The 15,565-nt window shown below is 61.9% G+C and carries 14 protein-coding genes and 1 tRNA gene; 6 read left to right on the forward strand and 9 right to left on the reverse strand.

All coding sequences use genetic code 11. From position 1 onward, the window contains the following. Positions 1–11: 11 nt before the first annotated feature. Positions 12–374 (reverse strand): hypothetical protein, encoded by a 363-nt coding sequence (locus NBT81_RS04945; protein ID WP_338741463.1) that lies wholly within the window; start codon positions 372–374, stop codon positions 12–14. 435 nt (positions 375–809) lie between these two features. Here NBT81_RS04945 and NBT81_RS04950 point away from each other — a divergent pair, with 435 nt between their 5' ends. After that, positions 810–1,034: a hypothetical protein gene (locus tag NBT81_RS04950; protein WP_338741464.1), complete on the forward strand. Its 225-nt coding sequence runs from the start codon at positions 810–812 to the stop codon at positions 1,032–1,034. Between the two features lie 506 nt (positions 1,035–1,540). Here the strand turns inward: NBT81_RS04950 and NBT81_RS04955 are convergent. After that, positions 1,541–1,693 carry a hypothetical protein gene (locus tag NBT81_RS04955; RefSeq protein WP_338741467.1) on the reverse strand — a complete coding sequence of 51 codons (153 nt, stop codon included), beginning with the start codon at positions 1,691–1,693 and terminating at the stop codon, positions 1,541–1,543. Between the two features lie 313 nt (positions 1,694–2,006). Between NBT81_RS04955 and NBT81_RS04960 the strand changes: the two genes are divergently transcribed. Beyond that, positions 2,007–2,078 (forward strand) — tRNA-His (locus NBT81_RS04960). A 20-nt stretch (positions 2,079–2,098) separates the two neighbouring features. Beyond that, entirely contained in the window at positions 2,099–2,332 is a 234-nt protein-coding gene (locus tag NBT81_RS04965; RefSeq protein WP_338741468.1) for a hypothetical protein, read from the forward strand. A gap of 289 nt (positions 2,333–2,621) precedes the next feature. Here NBT81_RS04965 and NBT81_RS04970 read toward each other — a convergent pair whose 3' ends face one another. The 3 genes from NBT81_RS04970 to NBT81_RS04980 form a co-directional block, all read right to left on the reverse strand. Then, on the reverse strand, positions 2,622–3,485 hold the full coding sequence (locus tag NBT81_RS04970; RefSeq protein WP_338741469.1) for a carbohydrate ABC transporter permease: 864 nt from the start codon (positions 3,483–3,485) through the stop codon (positions 2,622–2,624). Beyond that, positions 3,482–4,354 carry a sugar ABC transporter permease gene (locus NBT81_RS04975; RefSeq protein WP_338741471.1) on the reverse strand — a complete coding sequence of 291 codons (873 nt, stop codon included), beginning with the start codon at positions 4,352–4,354 and terminating at the stop codon, positions 3,482–3,484. The genes NBT81_RS04970 and NBT81_RS04975 overlap by 4 nt, the downstream gene beginning before the upstream one ends. 285 nt (positions 4,355–4,639) lie before the next feature. Then, positions 4,640–5,758, reverse strand: coding sequence for an ABC transporter ATP-binding protein (locus tag NBT81_RS04980; protein WP_338741472.1), 1,119 nt, complete (start codon positions 5,756–5,758; stop codon positions 4,640–4,642). Positions 5,759–5,907: 149 nt separating this feature from the next. Between NBT81_RS04980 and NBT81_RS04985 the strand changes: the two genes are divergently transcribed. Beyond that, positions 5,908–6,189, forward strand: a complete 282-nt coding sequence (locus NBT81_RS04985) for a hypothetical protein (protein WP_338741473.1) — start codon at positions 5,908–5,910, stop codon at positions 6,187–6,189. Between the two features lie 136 nt (positions 6,190–6,325). Next, on the forward strand, positions 6,326–7,864 hold the full coding sequence (locus NBT81_RS04990; protein ID WP_338741475.1) for an ABC transporter substrate-binding protein: 1,539 nt from the start codon (positions 6,326–6,328) through the stop codon (positions 7,862–7,864). 246 nt (positions 7,865–8,110) lie between these two features. On the opposite strand, the gene NBT81_RS04995 is transcribed toward NBT81_RS04990, so the two are convergent. The 3 genes from NBT81_RS04995 to NBT81_RS05005 form a co-directional block, all read right to left on the reverse strand. Continuing rightward, a complete protein-coding gene (locus tag NBT81_RS04995) occupies positions 8,111–9,223 on the reverse strand; it encodes a mandelate racemase/muconate lactonizing enzyme family protein (RefSeq protein WP_338741477.1) in 1,113 nt (370 codons plus the stop codon). A gap of 838 nt (positions 9,224–10,061) precedes the next feature. Next, positions 10,062–10,814, reverse strand: coding sequence for a response regulator receiver protein (locus NBT81_RS05000; protein WP_338741478.1), 753 nt, complete (start codon positions 10,812–10,814; stop codon positions 10,062–10,064). 56 nt (positions 10,815–10,870) lie between these two features. Next, positions 10,871–12,976: a PAS domain S-box protein gene (locus NBT81_RS05005; protein WP_338741479.1), complete on the reverse strand. Its 2,106-nt coding sequence runs from the start codon at positions 12,974–12,976 to the stop codon at positions 10,871–10,873. Between the two features lie 164 nt (positions 12,977–13,140). On the opposite strand from NBT81_RS05005, the gene NBT81_RS05010 reads away from it, so the two are divergent. Next, complete coding sequence (locus NBT81_RS05010; protein ID WP_338741481.1) at positions 13,141–14,217, forward strand: AI-2E family transporter; 1,077 nt, start codon at positions 13,141–13,143, stop codon at positions 14,215–14,217. Positions 14,218–14,309: 92 nt separating this feature from the next. Here the strand turns inward: NBT81_RS05010 and NBT81_RS05015 are convergent, their stop codons facing one another. Continuing rightward, positions 14,310–15,497, reverse strand: a complete 1,188-nt coding sequence (locus tag NBT81_RS05015) for a CBS domain-containing protein (protein ID WP_338741483.1) — start codon at positions 15,495–15,497, stop codon at positions 14,310–14,312. Between the last annotated feature and the right edge of the window lie 68 nt (positions 15,498–15,565).

The raw sequence follows: 15,565 nt of genomic DNA on the forward strand, positions 1-15,565 counted from the left end.
TCGGCGCGACATTACGCACTCAAATTGTCCAGCCGGCCGTAGGTCACTTCGTCGGCGTTCTCGTCGGTCAGCCCGTACTTGGCGAGGTACTTTCTTACCGTCACGGTCGAACAGTCGAACTCTTCAAGCGCCGCTATCTCGTCCGCTGACAGTCCTTCATCCTCGAAGAGTCGGCGGAGTGTCGGTTCGTGTCGCCACGGTCGAACTATGCCATGTCGCTCTAAGAACACCGTGACGTGGCTTTTCGAGACACCGAGTGCGTAAGCGATTGCTTTGGGTGATAGTCCGCCCTCTCGGTAAGTCTGTTCGAGAAACTCTCTGTCAGCCCACGGTTCGTCGTCGGGAATCTGGTCTTCAGGAATCCGAATTGGCATATCCGAGCATACGTGTCGCACACAATTAATGCTTCATAGTTATATAAATATAGTTCAATAATGCCCCACAATATTAGAGCAAGAGAAAAATGTCCAAAGTGTTCGCGGGGTCAGACGGTTCGTTCATGTCGGCATGGCAAGCGTGGAAGCGTCGAAATCACGAATACGAATCATTCGTTATGGGCCAAGGAGATACGATAGTGTTCCGGACAACCGACGAAGAGGGGAATGAAGAGTTTATCTGGTATCACGGGATTGCGGAAGACGACCTACCGGATGGGGTGGAAATCAACGGCGTGACTGTTCAAGATAGGCGGGAGTAGAACCAAACCGACCGCCCCCAACAATCAAATCATGGACTGTCCCATTTGCGGCGCAATCGTTGGCGAGTCTGACTATCCGAATCAGGTGTGCGATGAGTGCGACCGTCAAGCGGTGAATGAGAACGGCGACGAACCGTGGCATGGGTGGCCGCCCGGTGAAGAGCCGGAGTCAGAAGACGGGACGATTCGGATGGCTCCCGACCGGGGAGAAAACCCCGTGTTCATTGACGGCGAGAAGTGCTGGCGGCGGTATCGCTTCGGTGGTTGGATTACGATGGCCGACGACCACGATTGCGAGTCGATTGAAGAGTTCTACGAGGCCCACGACATGATGTAATCGCTCGTCGGTGTCGTCCTATTCCGGAGCCACTACGTCTTCACAGGCCGGACATTCAGCCCAAATCCCTGTCTCGCCGTTGGCCTTCGTGTATTCAACCAGAAGCCACGCTTCGGATATTGACTCACCACAATCCGGACAACAGCCGAGTGGTGAGTCGTTGGTCATGCAAAGGGGTGGAAGGCGTGTGACAGTATTCCTTCCAATCGTTACTTTGGCGTGCTTGAACGTAAGTTTTCGGCGGGAGTGTCCTACCCGCACACCGGGTTTCCACTAAAACGAGTTGTCCGCCACGGTTAACTCACCGTCACCTGTAGTCTGAAGGACAATGGGTGTCCGCACGGCCATAACTCGGCTACTTCCCGGCGGTGGGTCGAAAGTGGTAGTTGAGTGTCGCAACTGTGGGACGAGTTTGTCGCCGGGGATTGAGGAATGTCCGGACTGTGGGAAAACCGAGTTCGTCCGGTACGAGATTCCCGAGTAGACCACCGACGGTCGGGGGACAGTCAGTCAATATCGCCAATAAGACGGGCTTGGATTTCCGCTAATGCGTCTCGTTGCTCTTCCGTTACCCCGTCTTCGTCTTCCCCTTCAGACGCGATTTCAGCGGCACCTTCCTCGTCAACGGGGATTTTCACGTCCGGGTTCCCGTCGCTCATGGCTTCACATCCGAGGGCTGTAACAAAGCCAGTTTCGGCTGGTGTCATTCATACGCTTTCTCGTTGGAAGTATCGTCTACTACCTCGGACTCATATTATCCCTATCAGGGCACCCTACCAGTAGAAATCAGTCAATCGAACCCGATTTGCCCTCACGACAAACGAAGTGGGGGTTTTTGAGGGTGGCACTCCTAACTTAGGGTAGACAGCGAAGCCCGTTTGCGAGAGGAAAGAACTGAAAAATCGCAATACGGCCCGAGGTTAGGGCGAAAGTGAGAACGGCCCGAGAGAGCCACACCCTACGAAATCCGTGTCCGGGTTAGGGTAGTGGTTATCCTTCAGCCTTGTGGAGGCTGAGACGCGGGTTCGATTCTCGCACCCGGACCTTTCTGCCGACGAACGCACGTGAGTAAACGAAAGCTCGTACCGCTGGCGCACGACCTCCGGCAGAGCCGTGAACGCGGGTACACGACCGACGACGGCGAACGGATCGAGGGCTCCGGTGTGGGGCTGCGCCGGTCGTCAGGAGCAGCGCAACGGCCGAAATCATGGCTCCAGAAGGAGGTATTCCGGAACGAACTCTCCCGTCGCGGACAGTCGATCGTCAACGTCATCGAGGTGGATACGACTCACCGCTGACTGGACAGTCACGTCACTTCGACGATCGCGTTCGTGAGAAGTCCCGTGCCAACGTCGATGCCGGGCGCTGGGGACCTTTCGACCTACGCGGACACTAACAGGATGCCGAATGCGGATTTCGTCGGTCGATTCGCGCCGTAGACCTGCCCGGGCCGAGGCCCGTCGGGATGTCGTCGTGGAATCCGCCAGCACCGACCGGAACGAACCGGGACCGGGCGGAGCGAGGCGGGCTACACGGGGACCGAGTTCGTTAGCCGAGGATTTCCGGGCAACTGGGCTCAGCTGGCGGTCACACGGAGATGGTTTCCCAGTTCCCGTGAAGTAGGTAGAGGAAGAAGATCACCGGGATCATCCCCAGCGTCACTGCGGCCATGATCTGCGGCCAGAGGATCGTCGAGGACTTGATGAAGCTCTGGATACCGACCGTGATCGGCCACAGTTCCTGGTCGACGAGGATGATTTTGGGGATGGTGTATGCGTTCCACCCGCCTTGGACGGCCAGAGTCGCGACGGCGAGGATCCCGGGCTTGGATATCGGGAGTGCGATCTCGTAGAACGCCCGGAATCGGGAGGCTCCGGACATCTGTGCGGATTCCTCCAACGAGTAGGGGACAGTTTGGAAGAACTGCCACATGATCCAGATACAGAGTGGTAGCCGCGTCGCGCTGATCGCAAGCATCACCCCGAGGTAGGTGTTGTGGAGGCCGAGGTCCTTCCAGATGACGAACATGGGAATCGAGAGCAGGATCGGCGGGAACATGTAGCCGAACAGGATCATCCGGGCGAAGTTCCGTTTCTGTCGGAAGTCGAACCGGGTCAGTCCGTAGCCGGCCAGCGTCGACAGCGACGTCACGATGACCAGAACCCCGATCGAGATGATGATGCTGTTGATGTAGAACCGGGGGTAGCTGGAGGAGAACAGGACGCTCTCGTAGTGAGCGAAGGTGTACTCGAGCGGGAACCACTGCGGCGGGACGCTCCTGAGCAGCGAGAACGGCGACAGCGACGAGTTCAGCATCCAGTACGGGGGCGTCACGATCGCGATCACCGCCACCGCGGTCGCCAGTGAGATCCCCGCCCAGATGATCTTGTTCTTGAGTTTGTAGAACTGTACCTCCGTCATCCCGAGAATGCTCTTGTCTTCGGTACTCATTCTACGCGCACCTCCTGGGACGGTTTGGCCGTCTTGAAGTAGATGATCCCGACGATCGAGAGGATTATGAACAGCGTCGTCGCGATCGTGTTGGATAGACCCAGTCGCTGGAACTGGAACCCGATCTTGTAGGCTAACACCGGTAGCGTGACCAGCGAGTCGATCGGGTTCGCGTTCGTCGCGACCCAGATGAGGTCGAACATGTTGAAGTTCCAGAGCCCACGGAGCAGGACTGTGATGAACAGGACGTTCTTGATGTACGGCAGCGTGATGTCCCTGAACTGCTGGTACTTCGTCGCGCCGGACATGATCGCCGCCTCGTAGAGGTCGTCCGAAATCCCCTGAAGCTTCGCGTACACCAGAATGGCGACGAAGATGGAGAACTTCCAGTTGTGGACGGCGACGAGCGTACCCATCGCCGTCCACGGGTCACCGGTGAAAAACGCGATCACGTTCTCACGCGAGATGATGCCGAACGCGACCAGGAGTTGATTCAGCAGGCCCCACTGCTGGGTGGTCAACCACATCACGATGTATCCGAAGAAGGCCGTCGGGACTAGGTAGGGGAACAGCATCACGGGCGTCAGTACGCGCTTGAACTTGAAGTTCTGGTTGAGCAACAGCGCTACCGCCGTGCCGAGCACCGTGTTGAGTACGGAGGTCGATGTCGCCCATATCAAGTTGTTCCCGAGCGACGACCAGAACTGGCTACTGCTGAGGAGTTCGACGTAGTTCGCTATCCCGACGAACTCCCACGTCGGATTGAGTGCATTGATCGAGTGGAATGAGGCGGCGATCGACCAGACGATCGGCGCTGCGACGATGAGTGCGAACATCGTCGTTGCCGGAACGACTGTGATGATTGCCATGATCTTGCGGTCGGAAAGGTAATTCTCTAGCCGTTCTCTCCGACTATGCCCGACCACCTTCGATACTACAGATGTCACCCCATCCCTGGTGGATGATGCCATGTATCACCGTTATTCCTCAAACATTACACTTAAACTCTTTGACGGCCTCGAATCAGCGCCCTGACTTCCGGTACGAAGGGCGGCACTCACGGGCGCTCGGAGTGCCAGAAAGACTCGGGTGACGTCGGTCGGTGCCGAGGAGGTATTGCGACCGGGAAGCGAGGTCGCCGTCGTCTCCGTCCGTTACGCCGGATGTTTTTGCCTGCGTTCCGTGTGCGTCAGGATATCGCCGGTGTCCCAGTCGAAGACGTGGGCGTTCCAATCGATCTGTGCCCGTACGTTCGCGCCCTCGCTCAGGTTCCTGTGCGAGTCGATGACGGCGAACAGCGGTTCTGAGCGATCGATGTCGACCGTCACGACTGCTTCTTCGCCGAAGGATTCGATGAGTTCGACGACGCCCGGGATCCCTTCGGTCGCGTCCTCCTCGAGACCCGTGTTCTCCGGTCTGAATCCCAGTTTGACCGGTCCGGTCGGGAGATTCTCCGGGTTCTCCAGTCGCAGGTCGGGATGGTACTCGTCGACGGACACCGTCACGTCCGAGTCGGTGCCGACCACCTCGGCGTCGACCACGTTCATGCCGTGCTGGCCGATGAACTGCCCGACGAACATGTTGTTGGGACGATAGAATATGTTGTTCGGAGTGTCGAACTGTTCGATCCTCCCGTCGTTCATGACGGCGATGTAGTCGCTCATCGTCATCGCCTCCTCCTGATCGTGCGTGACGTACACGACCGGCGTGTTCAGCTTCGCGTGGATCCGCTGGATCTCCTTTCGCGTCTCGCCTTTCAGTTTCGCGTCAAGGTCGCTGAGTGGTTCGTCCATCAGGAACACGCCGGGGTCCTGAACGACGGTCCGAGCGAGGGCCGCACGCTGCTGTTGTCCCCCACTCAGGTCGCCAGGCATCTTGTCCAGCATGTCCACGATCTGCATCGTCTCGGCCGCCTCTTCGGCCGGTCCCTTTCGATCCGCTTTGGAGATACCGTCGACCTTCAGCGGATAGGCGATGTTCTCCCGGACGGTCATGTGCGGGTACAACGCGATGGACTGGAACATGAGCGAGATGTCCCGTTTGTTCGGAGGAAGCTCCGTGATATCCCTCCCGTCGAGGATGATCTTCCCGCTCGTCGGGGTTTCGAGCCCCGCGATACACCGAAGGGTTGTCGTCTTCCCACACCCGGACGGGCCGACGAGCGTCACGAACTCGCCGTCTTCAGCCTCGAAGCTGACCCCTTCTACCGCTACTTCTTCGCCGTCCGGTGTGTCGAACACCTTTCGTATATTCTTGACTTCTAAGTGAGCCATGATAAGACACATATTACCAAAGTAAAAAAATACCCGGGGCGAATTCCGACCGGATCGCTCCCTGTGAGAACCCCCGATAGCGGATGTCGGGACGAACGGCCGACTACGGACACCCGCACGTTCTTAACCTTTGCATGATACCGATGGTCATGGCGTTCCTCGACTACGTTCCCGGGATGCGGACGGGGGCGACAGGCCGAAACGTCGTTCTCGGCGTCGTATACGTGCTGCTGTTACCGGTGTTGAGTACCCTCGCGTTCGTCTGGGTCCCGGTGTACGTCGGCATCAACTACAACGGCATCGCAAGGGACCTCTCGAGCGTCCCCGGTATCTCTCCCGACGGTGGATGGAGGACCGCCGTGGTTGCGTTCGTGTACGTGACCGTCATATCTCTCGGACCGAGAATCGTGGGTTTGCTGCTCGGGATGTGAGTGTCGAGGGTCGGGAGGTGGCCGATCTATCCACGCGAAATCCGGGTGTCTGCGCCCAATATCTTTACTCAGGATTGGATGTTGAACGGGGTCCCGCCCCAAATCTTATATATACTTAACATAATGATTGTTTCTCATGGCTCCGGATAACATCCGTTGTCAAGGCGTAAATCGGAGAAAGGCGCTCAAGACACTTGCGGCCACCGGCACCGTCGGTATAGCGGGCTGTTCCGGTGACGACGGCGGCGATGGTGGCGATGGTGGCGATGGTGGCGATGGTGGCGATGGTGGCGGCGGTGGCGGCGGCGGCGGTGGCGGTACCGCCGGGAGTACTGACCAGTCCGACATCGCCGGAGACACAGTCCAGTTCATCAAGGGCGACACCGGCGACGAACTAATCGAAGTTATCGACCGCGCCGCGGCCGCGTTCGAGGAAGAGACCGGGGCCATCGTCGAGCCCCAGTACACCGGAATCGGGGACAGCAAGTACCAGCGGATCGTCTCGCTGATTCAGTCCGGAGACCCCCCGGAAGTGGCGACGATCAACCTGTCGGTCGGGGGCCAGTTCTACAACGAGGGCGCACTCGCGCCCGTTACCGAGAACATGGAGCGCCTGATCGAACGGCACGGGGAGCCGGTCGTCAGGTGGCAACAGGATGGCGAGGACTGGATGATCCCCTTCGCACAGGGGACCACGGATTACTGGTTTCGCGACGACCTCCTGGGGGAAGTCGGCCTCGACGAGGAGTTCGTCCCGGACACGTGGGACAAACTGATGACGTACGCCCAGGCCCACGACGAGAACGCCGATAGCCTCCAGAGCGGCGTGTTCGTCATGTCGGGCCAGGCGAAGGCCACCGGGAACTTCATGATGGGTTCGTTCCACATGTCCAACGGCGGGAAGATGTGCGAGTGGACCGGCAACAAGTTCGAGGTGGCGTGGGCAGACGGGGAGCAGCGCACGAGGATGATCGAGACGCTGACCTACCTCCAGAATCTCCACGAGTACTCCGTGGACGCTGGCGGGGCCGGCGAGAGCGAGAACGAGAACGCCATTCCCACGGGTCTCGCCGCGGCGACCTTCGACGCCGGCGCACGGGTAAAGCTCGGTGCGCCCGGACAGAATCGCCCGTACGAGTCCGCGAAGGCCGTCACCAACGTGGGCCACATCCCGGAGAAGCGGACGCCGCAAAGCCAGGCCCAGGTCGCGCCGCTCTACGCGTTCTCGGGCGCCGAGAACACCGAGGCTGGCAAGCGGTTCATCGAGTTCCTGATGACCAACCCCGAGTTCGCGGGCGACTTCTGCTGGGCCGACGGTCCGGTCCACGCCCAGCCGCCGTTCCCGGGGCTCAAGCAGTCCGATCACTTCCAGGACCTCCTCATGAACGACCTGGGCGACCACTGGGAGACGCGGCCCTACGGCGGCTACGACAACTCGAACGGGATCGGCTCGTCCGCGCAACGACACCTCCAGGAAGCGACGGCGAACGCCGACGCACAGGTCTTCGAGACCGGGCGACCGAACCCGCACCTGGGCTCCATCTGGTCCACCGGGATCCTGTCGGAGATGGTTCAGGTGGTCAACATCGACGGACGTGACCCCGAGGCCGCCGTCGACGAGTACGCGCCGCAGGTCCAGGACATCCTCGACCGGAGCCAGGGCGGCGGGCTCTAAAATCCGACCCGTCAGGATAGGACGGCAGTCTCGCCGAACTCCGGCTCTCACCAACCGATTTCGTTTTCCTCGACAGTCGACCGTGTAGCCAGACACGTCGCGTCCGCAGGGACGACTCGATCCGTCATAGCCCCCGACCGACGAAGGGGTCGACGGCCGTGGGGCCGCGACAGGAAGATAGTCCCGTGCTCCCCCCGTCTGCTCGCCGAACGCCGCTCACGAATCTCCGGTAGACCGTCGCGGCGACTACCAGTCGACCTCGGCCGTGGACGTGACCTCGTACTCGTCGAGGGCGTCCATATCGGGTTCGAACCCGAGTCCGGGCTCCTCGGGGAGTTCGACCTGGTTTCCGTCGATGTGGGGCGGGTCGTCGAACAGCTTCTCCCCGACCCTGTACATGATGTAGTGGTACTCGACGCGCCACCCGTTCTCCATGCCGGCGTGGAGGTGTGCGTTGTGGTGTGGCCATCCTCCGCCGTTGGCGATGTCGAGGTTGAACCCCTGCGCGAGGTGCGCTATCTTCCGACCCTCGGTGTACCCACCGTTGTAGACGACGTTCGGCTGAACGATGTCGACCGCGCCCCGCGTCATCAGTTGGCGGTGGCGGTAGCGACCCCCGTCGTTCTGTCCGGCGGAGATCGGGATCGTCGTCCGTTCCCGGAGCTTCGAAAGAAGCTCGGGGTCGTTGGCGTAGACCGGCTCCTCGAACCACGTGATGTCGTACTCTTCGAGCCGTTCGCAGAGCTTGATCGCCTGGTTGACGGAGAACTCGTGGTTGGCGTCGATCATCAGTTCCACGTCGTCGCCGACGGCCTCGCGGACCGCGGCGACCCGGGCTTCGTCCTCCGGAAGATCGTCCGCGCCGTTGATCCCGACTTTCATCTTCAGTCGCGTCTCGCCCTGCGAGGCGAAGTCGGCCGCCACTTCCGCCAACTGCTCACGGTTGAAGTTCTTCAGCCCGAAGGTGACGTAGGCGTCGACCGGGTTCTGTGCGCCCCCGAGGAGCCGCCAGACCGGTTCGCCGTGGTACTTTCCGGCGATGTCCCACAGGGCGATGTCGACGGCGCTCATCGCGGAGTGCCAGACGCCGGTCTGGTACCGTGGGTTGATCTCCAACTGTGACTGCTTGTAGATACGCTCGGTTTCGAGCGGGTTCATCCCCTCGACTAGCGGGCCGACCTCTTCGTTGATCAGCGAACGCACCCCGAACCACTGTGGTTTCGCCGCCACCCCGTGTCCGGTAATGCCCTCGTCCGTCTCGACCGCTGCGACGACCACCCGACGACGTTTCACTTCGTCCCGAAGTGGAACGTCGACAGGTACGAGATGCGTCGACGCTGTAACATTGGTAACTTCCATGGTTTACCTCGGCTCCACGGTCACCCACCATTCATGTAAAACTTCGGCCATAATTGGTGATACTGTTCAGATTAGCGAGCTTCCGCTGAAGACACCTCGAAAGCCCCGACTCGCTGGAGTCGGGGGCCTCGCTGCGCGCGCTCGCTTCGCTCGCGTGCTTACGTCGGCCGTCTTCCTCCAGCAGCGAGGGAGCGAAGCTCCCTCGGGCAATCGGGCGGCGAACCCGGAGGCTTCTGGTGACGTTCGTCAGACCTCCGGTCTGACGAGCCAGACAGATCGCAGAGCGACCTGTCGACGACGCAAGCACCGCAACGTAGTGAGGAGCGTGGTTCAAAAGAGCGCTCCGCGCTCTTTCGACCGACAGCGAGTCCCGAGAGCCGAGACGCCAGGGGCTTTCGAGGTGGTTCCAACTTCGACAGCTTATCTGAACACTACCGGGTTAACGTGGCGGGTTTTTATTAGCATAGTCATCATCACTGAGTCCACGACGGCCTGAAAACCGCAAAATCGGAGGCAAACCGGGGCGTGAGACCGACCCTATCACATGTAAAGCATCCGACTTGTAGAGGCTGAGACACGGGTTCGATTCTCGCACCCGGACTTTCTGTCTGCGAACGCACGTGAGCAGACGAACGTCTTCCGAGTATCGAATTAGGGAACGGAGTGACCGTGGTTCGATTTTCGCACCCGGACTTTCTGCCGACGAACGGACGTGAGGAGGCAAAAGTCAGAACGGAGAGACCGAATCACGCCGGACGAGCGGAGTGAGTCTCACAACCCGTGTCGACTCCCGCACTCGGATTTAGGGCCCCGTTGCGACCGGACGGCCAAGACGGCGTCACGGGCCGACGTGTCGGTGACTCGGGTCCATGTACAGGTGGACGTGCCCGCAGTCGGTACACCGCCAGACGTACGCTCCCAGTTTGATAAACGGTTGTTTGCCGTCGGCTAGTTCCGTCCAGTCGGCGTCGCAACGTACACAGCTGTCGGGACGGTACTTGCCCGACAGCGACTCCGTCCCGTCCAGTCCGGGGATGTCGCCGACGGAGGTGTCACGGACGACGCTCCGAACATCGTCGCTGGTCATGTCCTTGCGGAGTTCGTTCAGGAATCCCTGAAACCGGGCCGCTCGTTTTTCGAGCCGGTCGATTCGCTCGTCGGCCGGCGCCGAATCGTCCGCCCCCAACTCGTAGGCTGACAGTGCGACCGTCGTCCGATAGTACTGCTCGAGCGCGATCCGGTAGTTAGCGCAGTGGAGCAACGTTTCGACGCACTCGGCGAGGTCCTCCTCGAACACCGGTCGCGTGAGGTCGTAGTCGAAGGCGGTGTGTGCGAGCGATGTCCCCCGCTCGCGCGTCGCCACGATACGACAGTACGGGGCGCTGGCCTCAATCGTTTCGAGCGCCGACCCCAGGCGGTCGCCGAACGACTGGTTCACGACCGCGACGGCGACCGATCCGATCACCGAGTCCGTTAGTTGTCGTTCGGTCAGCGCCGTTCGGACGTCGTAGTCGTCGAGCCAGAGGGCGTAGAGATCCGCTCTCGTTTGGTTCTGTTCGCAGACGAGGACGGTGTCGGTCGGGAGTTCCATCCGCGGCTCAGGCCCCACTGGACGGTGCCGCGAGGATCGGCGTCCGGGCGTGATAGCTACTCATCGTCGCCGTCGGACACCTCCGATGCTTGCGCTATCGATTCCGACACGGTTCGGGACTTGACCGAGAACGAGTGGACCTCCGTGAGGTCCTCGACGAGTGACTCGGCACGCTCGATCGACCGCGTCGCTCCCTCGATGTCGACGCCTTCGTCGCCGTTGGCGGCCGCCCGAAGCTGGTCCTGTGCGTTCCGAAGCGGGACGCCGAGATCCTCCGCTAGAACGCTCCCGAACTCCGTCAGATGGCGCTCGATCTCCTGTTGGTGTTCTTTCGTTTCGGTGATGTCCTGGAGGAAGCTGACCGCGTGGGTCGGCGAACTCTCGTTCCCCGAGACGGGGGCGACGTCGACGCGTCCCCAGAACGGCGTTCCGTCGGCCCGGTAGAGTACTATCTCCGACGAGGCGCCGTCGTCGTGGTCGAGCGCAGACGTGATGGTCTCGAGCCGTTCCGGATCGGTTCCGGACCCAGCGAGAACGGAGAACTGCTCGCCGTCGAGGCCCGCTTCGTCGTACCCCGTCAGCGACAGGAACTCATCGTTGGCGTACACGATCGGATCCGTCGCCGACATCGTGTCGTGAATGGCGATTCCGATCGGAGCGGTTTCGATCGCCCGGTCCTTCAGTTCGAGTTCCTGCTCCCGTTCCTTCCGCTCGGTGATGTCGCTGGCGACTCCGACGATGCGTTCGAGTTCGCCGTCCTCGTACACGCCCGACGCCCGATCGTGTACCCAGCGAACCGCTCCGTCGGGTCGGACGACGCGGTAGGTCTCTTCGTACGCATCGGGCGTGTCGCGTTGCTCCGCGAGAGCCGCCTCCACCCTGGACCGGTCGTCGGGGTGGATCGCGTCGACGAACGATGTGGGGTCCCCGCGGAGTCGCGCCGGAGATCGTCCCCAGACATCCGCGTACGCCTCGGTGATGAAGTCCATCGACTCCTTACCTGGCGTCGACATCCAGATGACTTCGCCGGCGTTTTCCTGTATCTGATCGAGTAGTTTCGCCCGCTCCTCACGCTCCGTTACGTCGAGGGCGAGTCCGACGACGCGGTCGACGGCCCCGCTCTCGTCGAGCAACGGTTGGAGCCACAGTTCGACTATCGCGCCGTCGAGGTCGATCAGCCGGTTGACCGCCTCCCCGTCGAGCCCCCGTCGCAGGGCGTCGCGAATCGACGGTTGGTCGCCGAACAGGTCGTCGATGTCGTCACCGCTCGCCGACGAGAACTGGACCCGGTCGCTTAGCGTCTTCCCCCGCATGCTCAGCACCGTCCCCTCGGACCCAACCTCGAACAGTGCAAGCGGAACGTTGTCGGTGATCGTCTCGGTCGCCTGCCGGAGGCGGAGCAGGCGAGCGCTCCGCTCCCGTCGCTCGGTCACGTCCCGACCGATCCCGACGATACGTCGTGGCGTTCCGTCGGCGTCCACCACGAGCCGGCCGGTGTATTCGATCGGCGTTCGAGTCCCGTCTTTGGCGACGAGTTCCGCTTCGACGACCGTCGACCCGGAGTCGATGACATCGCCGATGGCCGCCTCGATCCGCGCTCTGTCATCGCCGGTGAAAAACTCGCGTGCGTGCATCTCCTTCAGTTCCGCGTCGGTGTAGCCGGTGACTTCGCGGAACCGCCTGTTCCACCCACGGAGAATCCCGTCCGTATCGAGGACATAAAACGAATCATCGATCGCGTCGATGAGCGCGTCGATCGATCCGGGTCCCGACGCCACGTCCTCGCAGTCGTCGACGAGAGCGTCGATCCGGCGGCCGAGCAGCGTTTCCTCGTCTATGTCTTCCCTGCGGACGAACACGTCCGCCGCGCCGGCGTCGAGTGCTGCGTCGACGTGCGACGTGTCCGAGACGACGGCCAGACACGGACGATCGGGCGACGCCCTCCCGATCCGATCGAGGCGGTCGACGCCTGACTCGACTTCACAAACGATCACCGAGATGGGGTGGGAATCGAGGTCCGTAACCGCCGACGCGTCATCGCCGACCGACACGACCGACCCCGCGCCTCGCGCCATCGAGCTTCGGTCGACTGCGTTCCGGACGAGAGTTGCGTCGGCGCCGACGTGTACGATAGACGGGACACGTTTCACCTCGGAATCCATACCTCAGCCACGTTGCTCGGGAATTAAAACCTCCGCTCCGAATTATCACTCTCGAAAAACGAGCGTAATGAGGGGAGGTCCGACCGTCCCGAGACCACTCCACCCGATGGATCGTGTCCCTACGGCAAACTCTTTCACTTCCCCCCGTGCAAACCCGAGTGCCTATGGACGAACGACGCGCAGTGGTCGCCCTGTTCGGCTTCGCCGTGGCCCTCGCCATCGGATACATCGCGTATCGCTTCGTCGCCGCCCTCACCGTCGCCGTCTTCCTCTACTACTCGACGCGCCGTTTCTACAAGGCGCTCGGACGGCTTCACCTCCCGGCGCGCGTGCGGGCAGTGACCGTGATCGCCTTCCTCGCCGTGCCGTTACTCCTCCTCCTCAGTTACACGCTCGTGTTGCTGGTGACCGAGACCCGACGCTTCGTCGAGACGTACCCTGTCATCGAACTCGCCGCGACGAACGTAGCGTGGTTGGGCGGCGTGGAAGACATTCCGGAACTCACCGTCGCCAGCTTGGTGGAGGCGTACCACGCCGGCCGGTTCGACCGGATCATCGACTTCCTCGTCGCGAACGCCGCCGTCCTGACCACCGCGATCACTGGCTTTTTCCTCAACATGTTGATCGTGGTCATCGTCACGTACTACCTCCTGATCGACGGGTCGAAGGCCCACGACTGGCTCCGCCAGTTCGACGACGGCGCCATCGTCCGCGAGTACCTCGAAGCCGCCGACGAGGAACTCGAAGCCATCCTCTTCGGGAACCTCTTGAACGTCATCGCCATCGCACTCATCGCCGTCGGCGCGTTCAGGGGATACAACGCCCTCGTCCCCGCCGCCGTCCAGGTGCCGTACCCCACCCTGGCGGGTGTCCTGACGGGTGTCGCCAGTCTGATCCCGGTCGTCGGGATGAAAATCGTCTACCTCCCCATCGCCGCCGCGATGTCGATCCCGATAGCCATCGACGGGAGTTACCCGCTGCTCGGCTACGTCGTCGCCTTCCTCGCCGTGGCGGTCGTCGTCGTCGACACGATTCCGGATCTACTCCTCCGTCCGTATCTGAGCGGCGAACGGACCCACGTCGGCCTGTTGATGCTCGCGTACATCTTCGGCCCGGTCGTCTTCGGCTTCTACGGTCTCTTCTTCGCGCCGATTCTCCTCGCCCTCGGCGTCACGTTCGCCCACACGGCGCTCCCGCGACTCCTCGGCGCGGAGGATGGTGCCGCCGACGCCGCTTCCTGACTCCACGACTGGCGGACTCCGAAGGCATCGCAGTCGGGGCGTCGACCTCCATATCGGGTGTTGCTGCGCTCGGCCCTCGGCCGACCGAGCGCCTACCGCTGGACGAAGTCCGGATCGCTCGACAGGCGATCGAGCGTCGACCGCTCGCCGCCGGTCGGGCCGCCCGTGCGGATGATGTTGAACGCCGTCACCAGATCCGACCGGGAGATCAGCCCGACGAGTTCCCCCCGTTCGTCGACCACGGGGAGACGACCGACCCCCTCGCGTTGCATCGTTGAGATGGCGTCCATCGCGTCGGCGCCGGGGTGGATCGTCACCAGATCGGTCTCCATCACGTCCTCGACGCGGTAGGCGTCGCGTTCGACCTCGCGGACCTCGCGGGTGTCGTCCAGCGTCACCATGCCGACGAGTTGCCCGGCACTGAGGACGGGATAGCCCGTGTGACGCTCCCGGAACATCCGGTCGGTGAGCGTCGACAGATCGGTGTCGGCGGTGACGGTGTGGAGGTCCGCGGCGGGCGTCATGATGTCGCGGACGGTGACGTCTTGGAACGCCGCCTTCATCGCCGTCTGCTGGGCCTCGCTCGACGCGCCGATGTAGATGAAGAAGGCGAGTGCGATCAGGAACAGGTTGGCGAAGAGGCCGACGACGGCCAAGACGATTGCGAACAGTTTGCCGACCTCGGCGGCGAGTTGTGTTGCGCGGGCGTGGGTCCGGTTCCGGGCGAGGAGCGCCCGCAGGACGCGGCCGCCGTCCATCGGGAACCCCGGGAGCATGTTGAAGACGGCGAGGGCGACGTTCGTCAGGGCGAGGTACGCGAGGACGAACTGGACCGCCGGGAGGCCGTCGGGGACGACGAGCAAGCCGAGGAAGGCCAGGACACCCAGACCCACGCTCACCACCGGCCCGGCGACGGCGATGGTGAGCTCCTGCTTCCAGTCCTCGGGCATCTCGGCGAACCGGGCGACGCCGCCGAACAGCCAGAGGGTGATGGACTCGATCTCGTAGCCGTACTCCATGGCGACCAGGGAGTGGCCGAACTCGTGAAACAGGATGCAGGCGAACAGCCCGGTGGCCGCCGCCGCCCCCAGCACCCACGGCATCGATCCCGCGGTCAGCGCCTCGACGGGCATCGCGACGTCGAAGAGGCCGTTCAGGACGTCGACGAGGTTCCCCACGTCCGCCCCGATCAGCCACGCGAACAGCGGAAGCACGACGAGGAAGGTCAGATCCAGCCTGATCGGAATGCCGAACGCAGTCCCGATGCGGATTCCACGCATACGGGTCGTTGCGCCGGAACGGACTTAACTCTTGTACGGCGTGTCCGACACGACTTAGTTGGTCTCCG

The sequence above is a fragment of the Haloplanus sp. CK5-1 genome, assembly GCF_037201915.1.
Classification (GTDB): Archaea; Halobacteriota; Halobacteria; order Halobacteriales; family Haloferacaceae; genus Haloplanus; species Haloplanus salilacus.

What these genes read in the sequence shown, in the direction of transcription:
- NBT81_RS04945 (WP_338741463.1), bottom strand. Translation starts at nt 374, where the DNA reads ATGCCAATTCGGATTCCTGAAGACCAGATTCCCGACGACGAACCGTGG.
- NBT81_RS04955 (WP_338741467.1), bottom strand. Translation starts at nt 1,693, where the DNA reads ATGAGCGACGGGAACCCGGACGTGAAAATCCCCGTTGACGAGGAAGGT.
- NBT81_RS04970 (WP_338741469.1), bottom strand. Translation starts at nt 3,485, where the DNA reads ATGAGTACCGAAGACAAGAGCATTCTCGGGATGACGGAGGTACAGTTC.
- NBT81_RS04975 (WP_338741471.1), bottom strand. Translation starts at nt 4,354, where the DNA reads ATGGCAATCATCACAGTCGTTCCGGCAACGACGATGTTCGCACTCATC.
- NBT81_RS04980 (WP_338741472.1), bottom strand. Translation starts at nt 5,758, where the DNA reads ATGGCTCACTTAGAAGTCAAGAATATACGAAAGGTGTTCGACACACCG.
- NBT81_RS04985 (WP_338741473.1), top strand. Translation starts at nt 5,908, where the DNA reads ATGGCGTTCCTCGACTACGTTCCCGGGATGCGGACGGGGGCGACAGGC.
- NBT81_RS04990 (WP_338741475.1), top strand. Translation starts at nt 6,326, where the DNA reads ATGGCTCCGGATAACATCCGTTGTCAAGGCGTAAATCGGAGAAAGGCG.
- NBT81_RS04995 (WP_338741477.1), bottom strand. Translation starts at nt 9,223, where the DNA reads ATGGAAGTTACCAATGTTACAGCGTCGACGCATCTCGTACCTGTCGAC.
- NBT81_RS05000 (WP_338741478.1), bottom strand. Translation starts at nt 10,814, where the DNA reads ATGGAACTCCCGACCGACACCGTCCTCGTCTGCGAACAGAACCAAACG.
- NBT81_RS05005 (WP_338741479.1), bottom strand. Translation starts at nt 12,976, where the DNA reads ATGGATTCCGAGGTGAAACGTGTCCCGTCTATCGTACACGTCGGCGCC.
- NBT81_RS05010 (WP_338741481.1), top strand. Translation starts at nt 13,141, where the DNA reads ATGGACGAACGACGCGCAGTGGTCGCCCTGTTCGGCTTCGCCGTGGCC.
- NBT81_RS05015 (WP_338741483.1), bottom strand. Translation starts at nt 15,497, where the DNA reads ATGCGTGGAATCCGCATCGGGACTGCGTTCGGCATTCCGATCAGGCTG.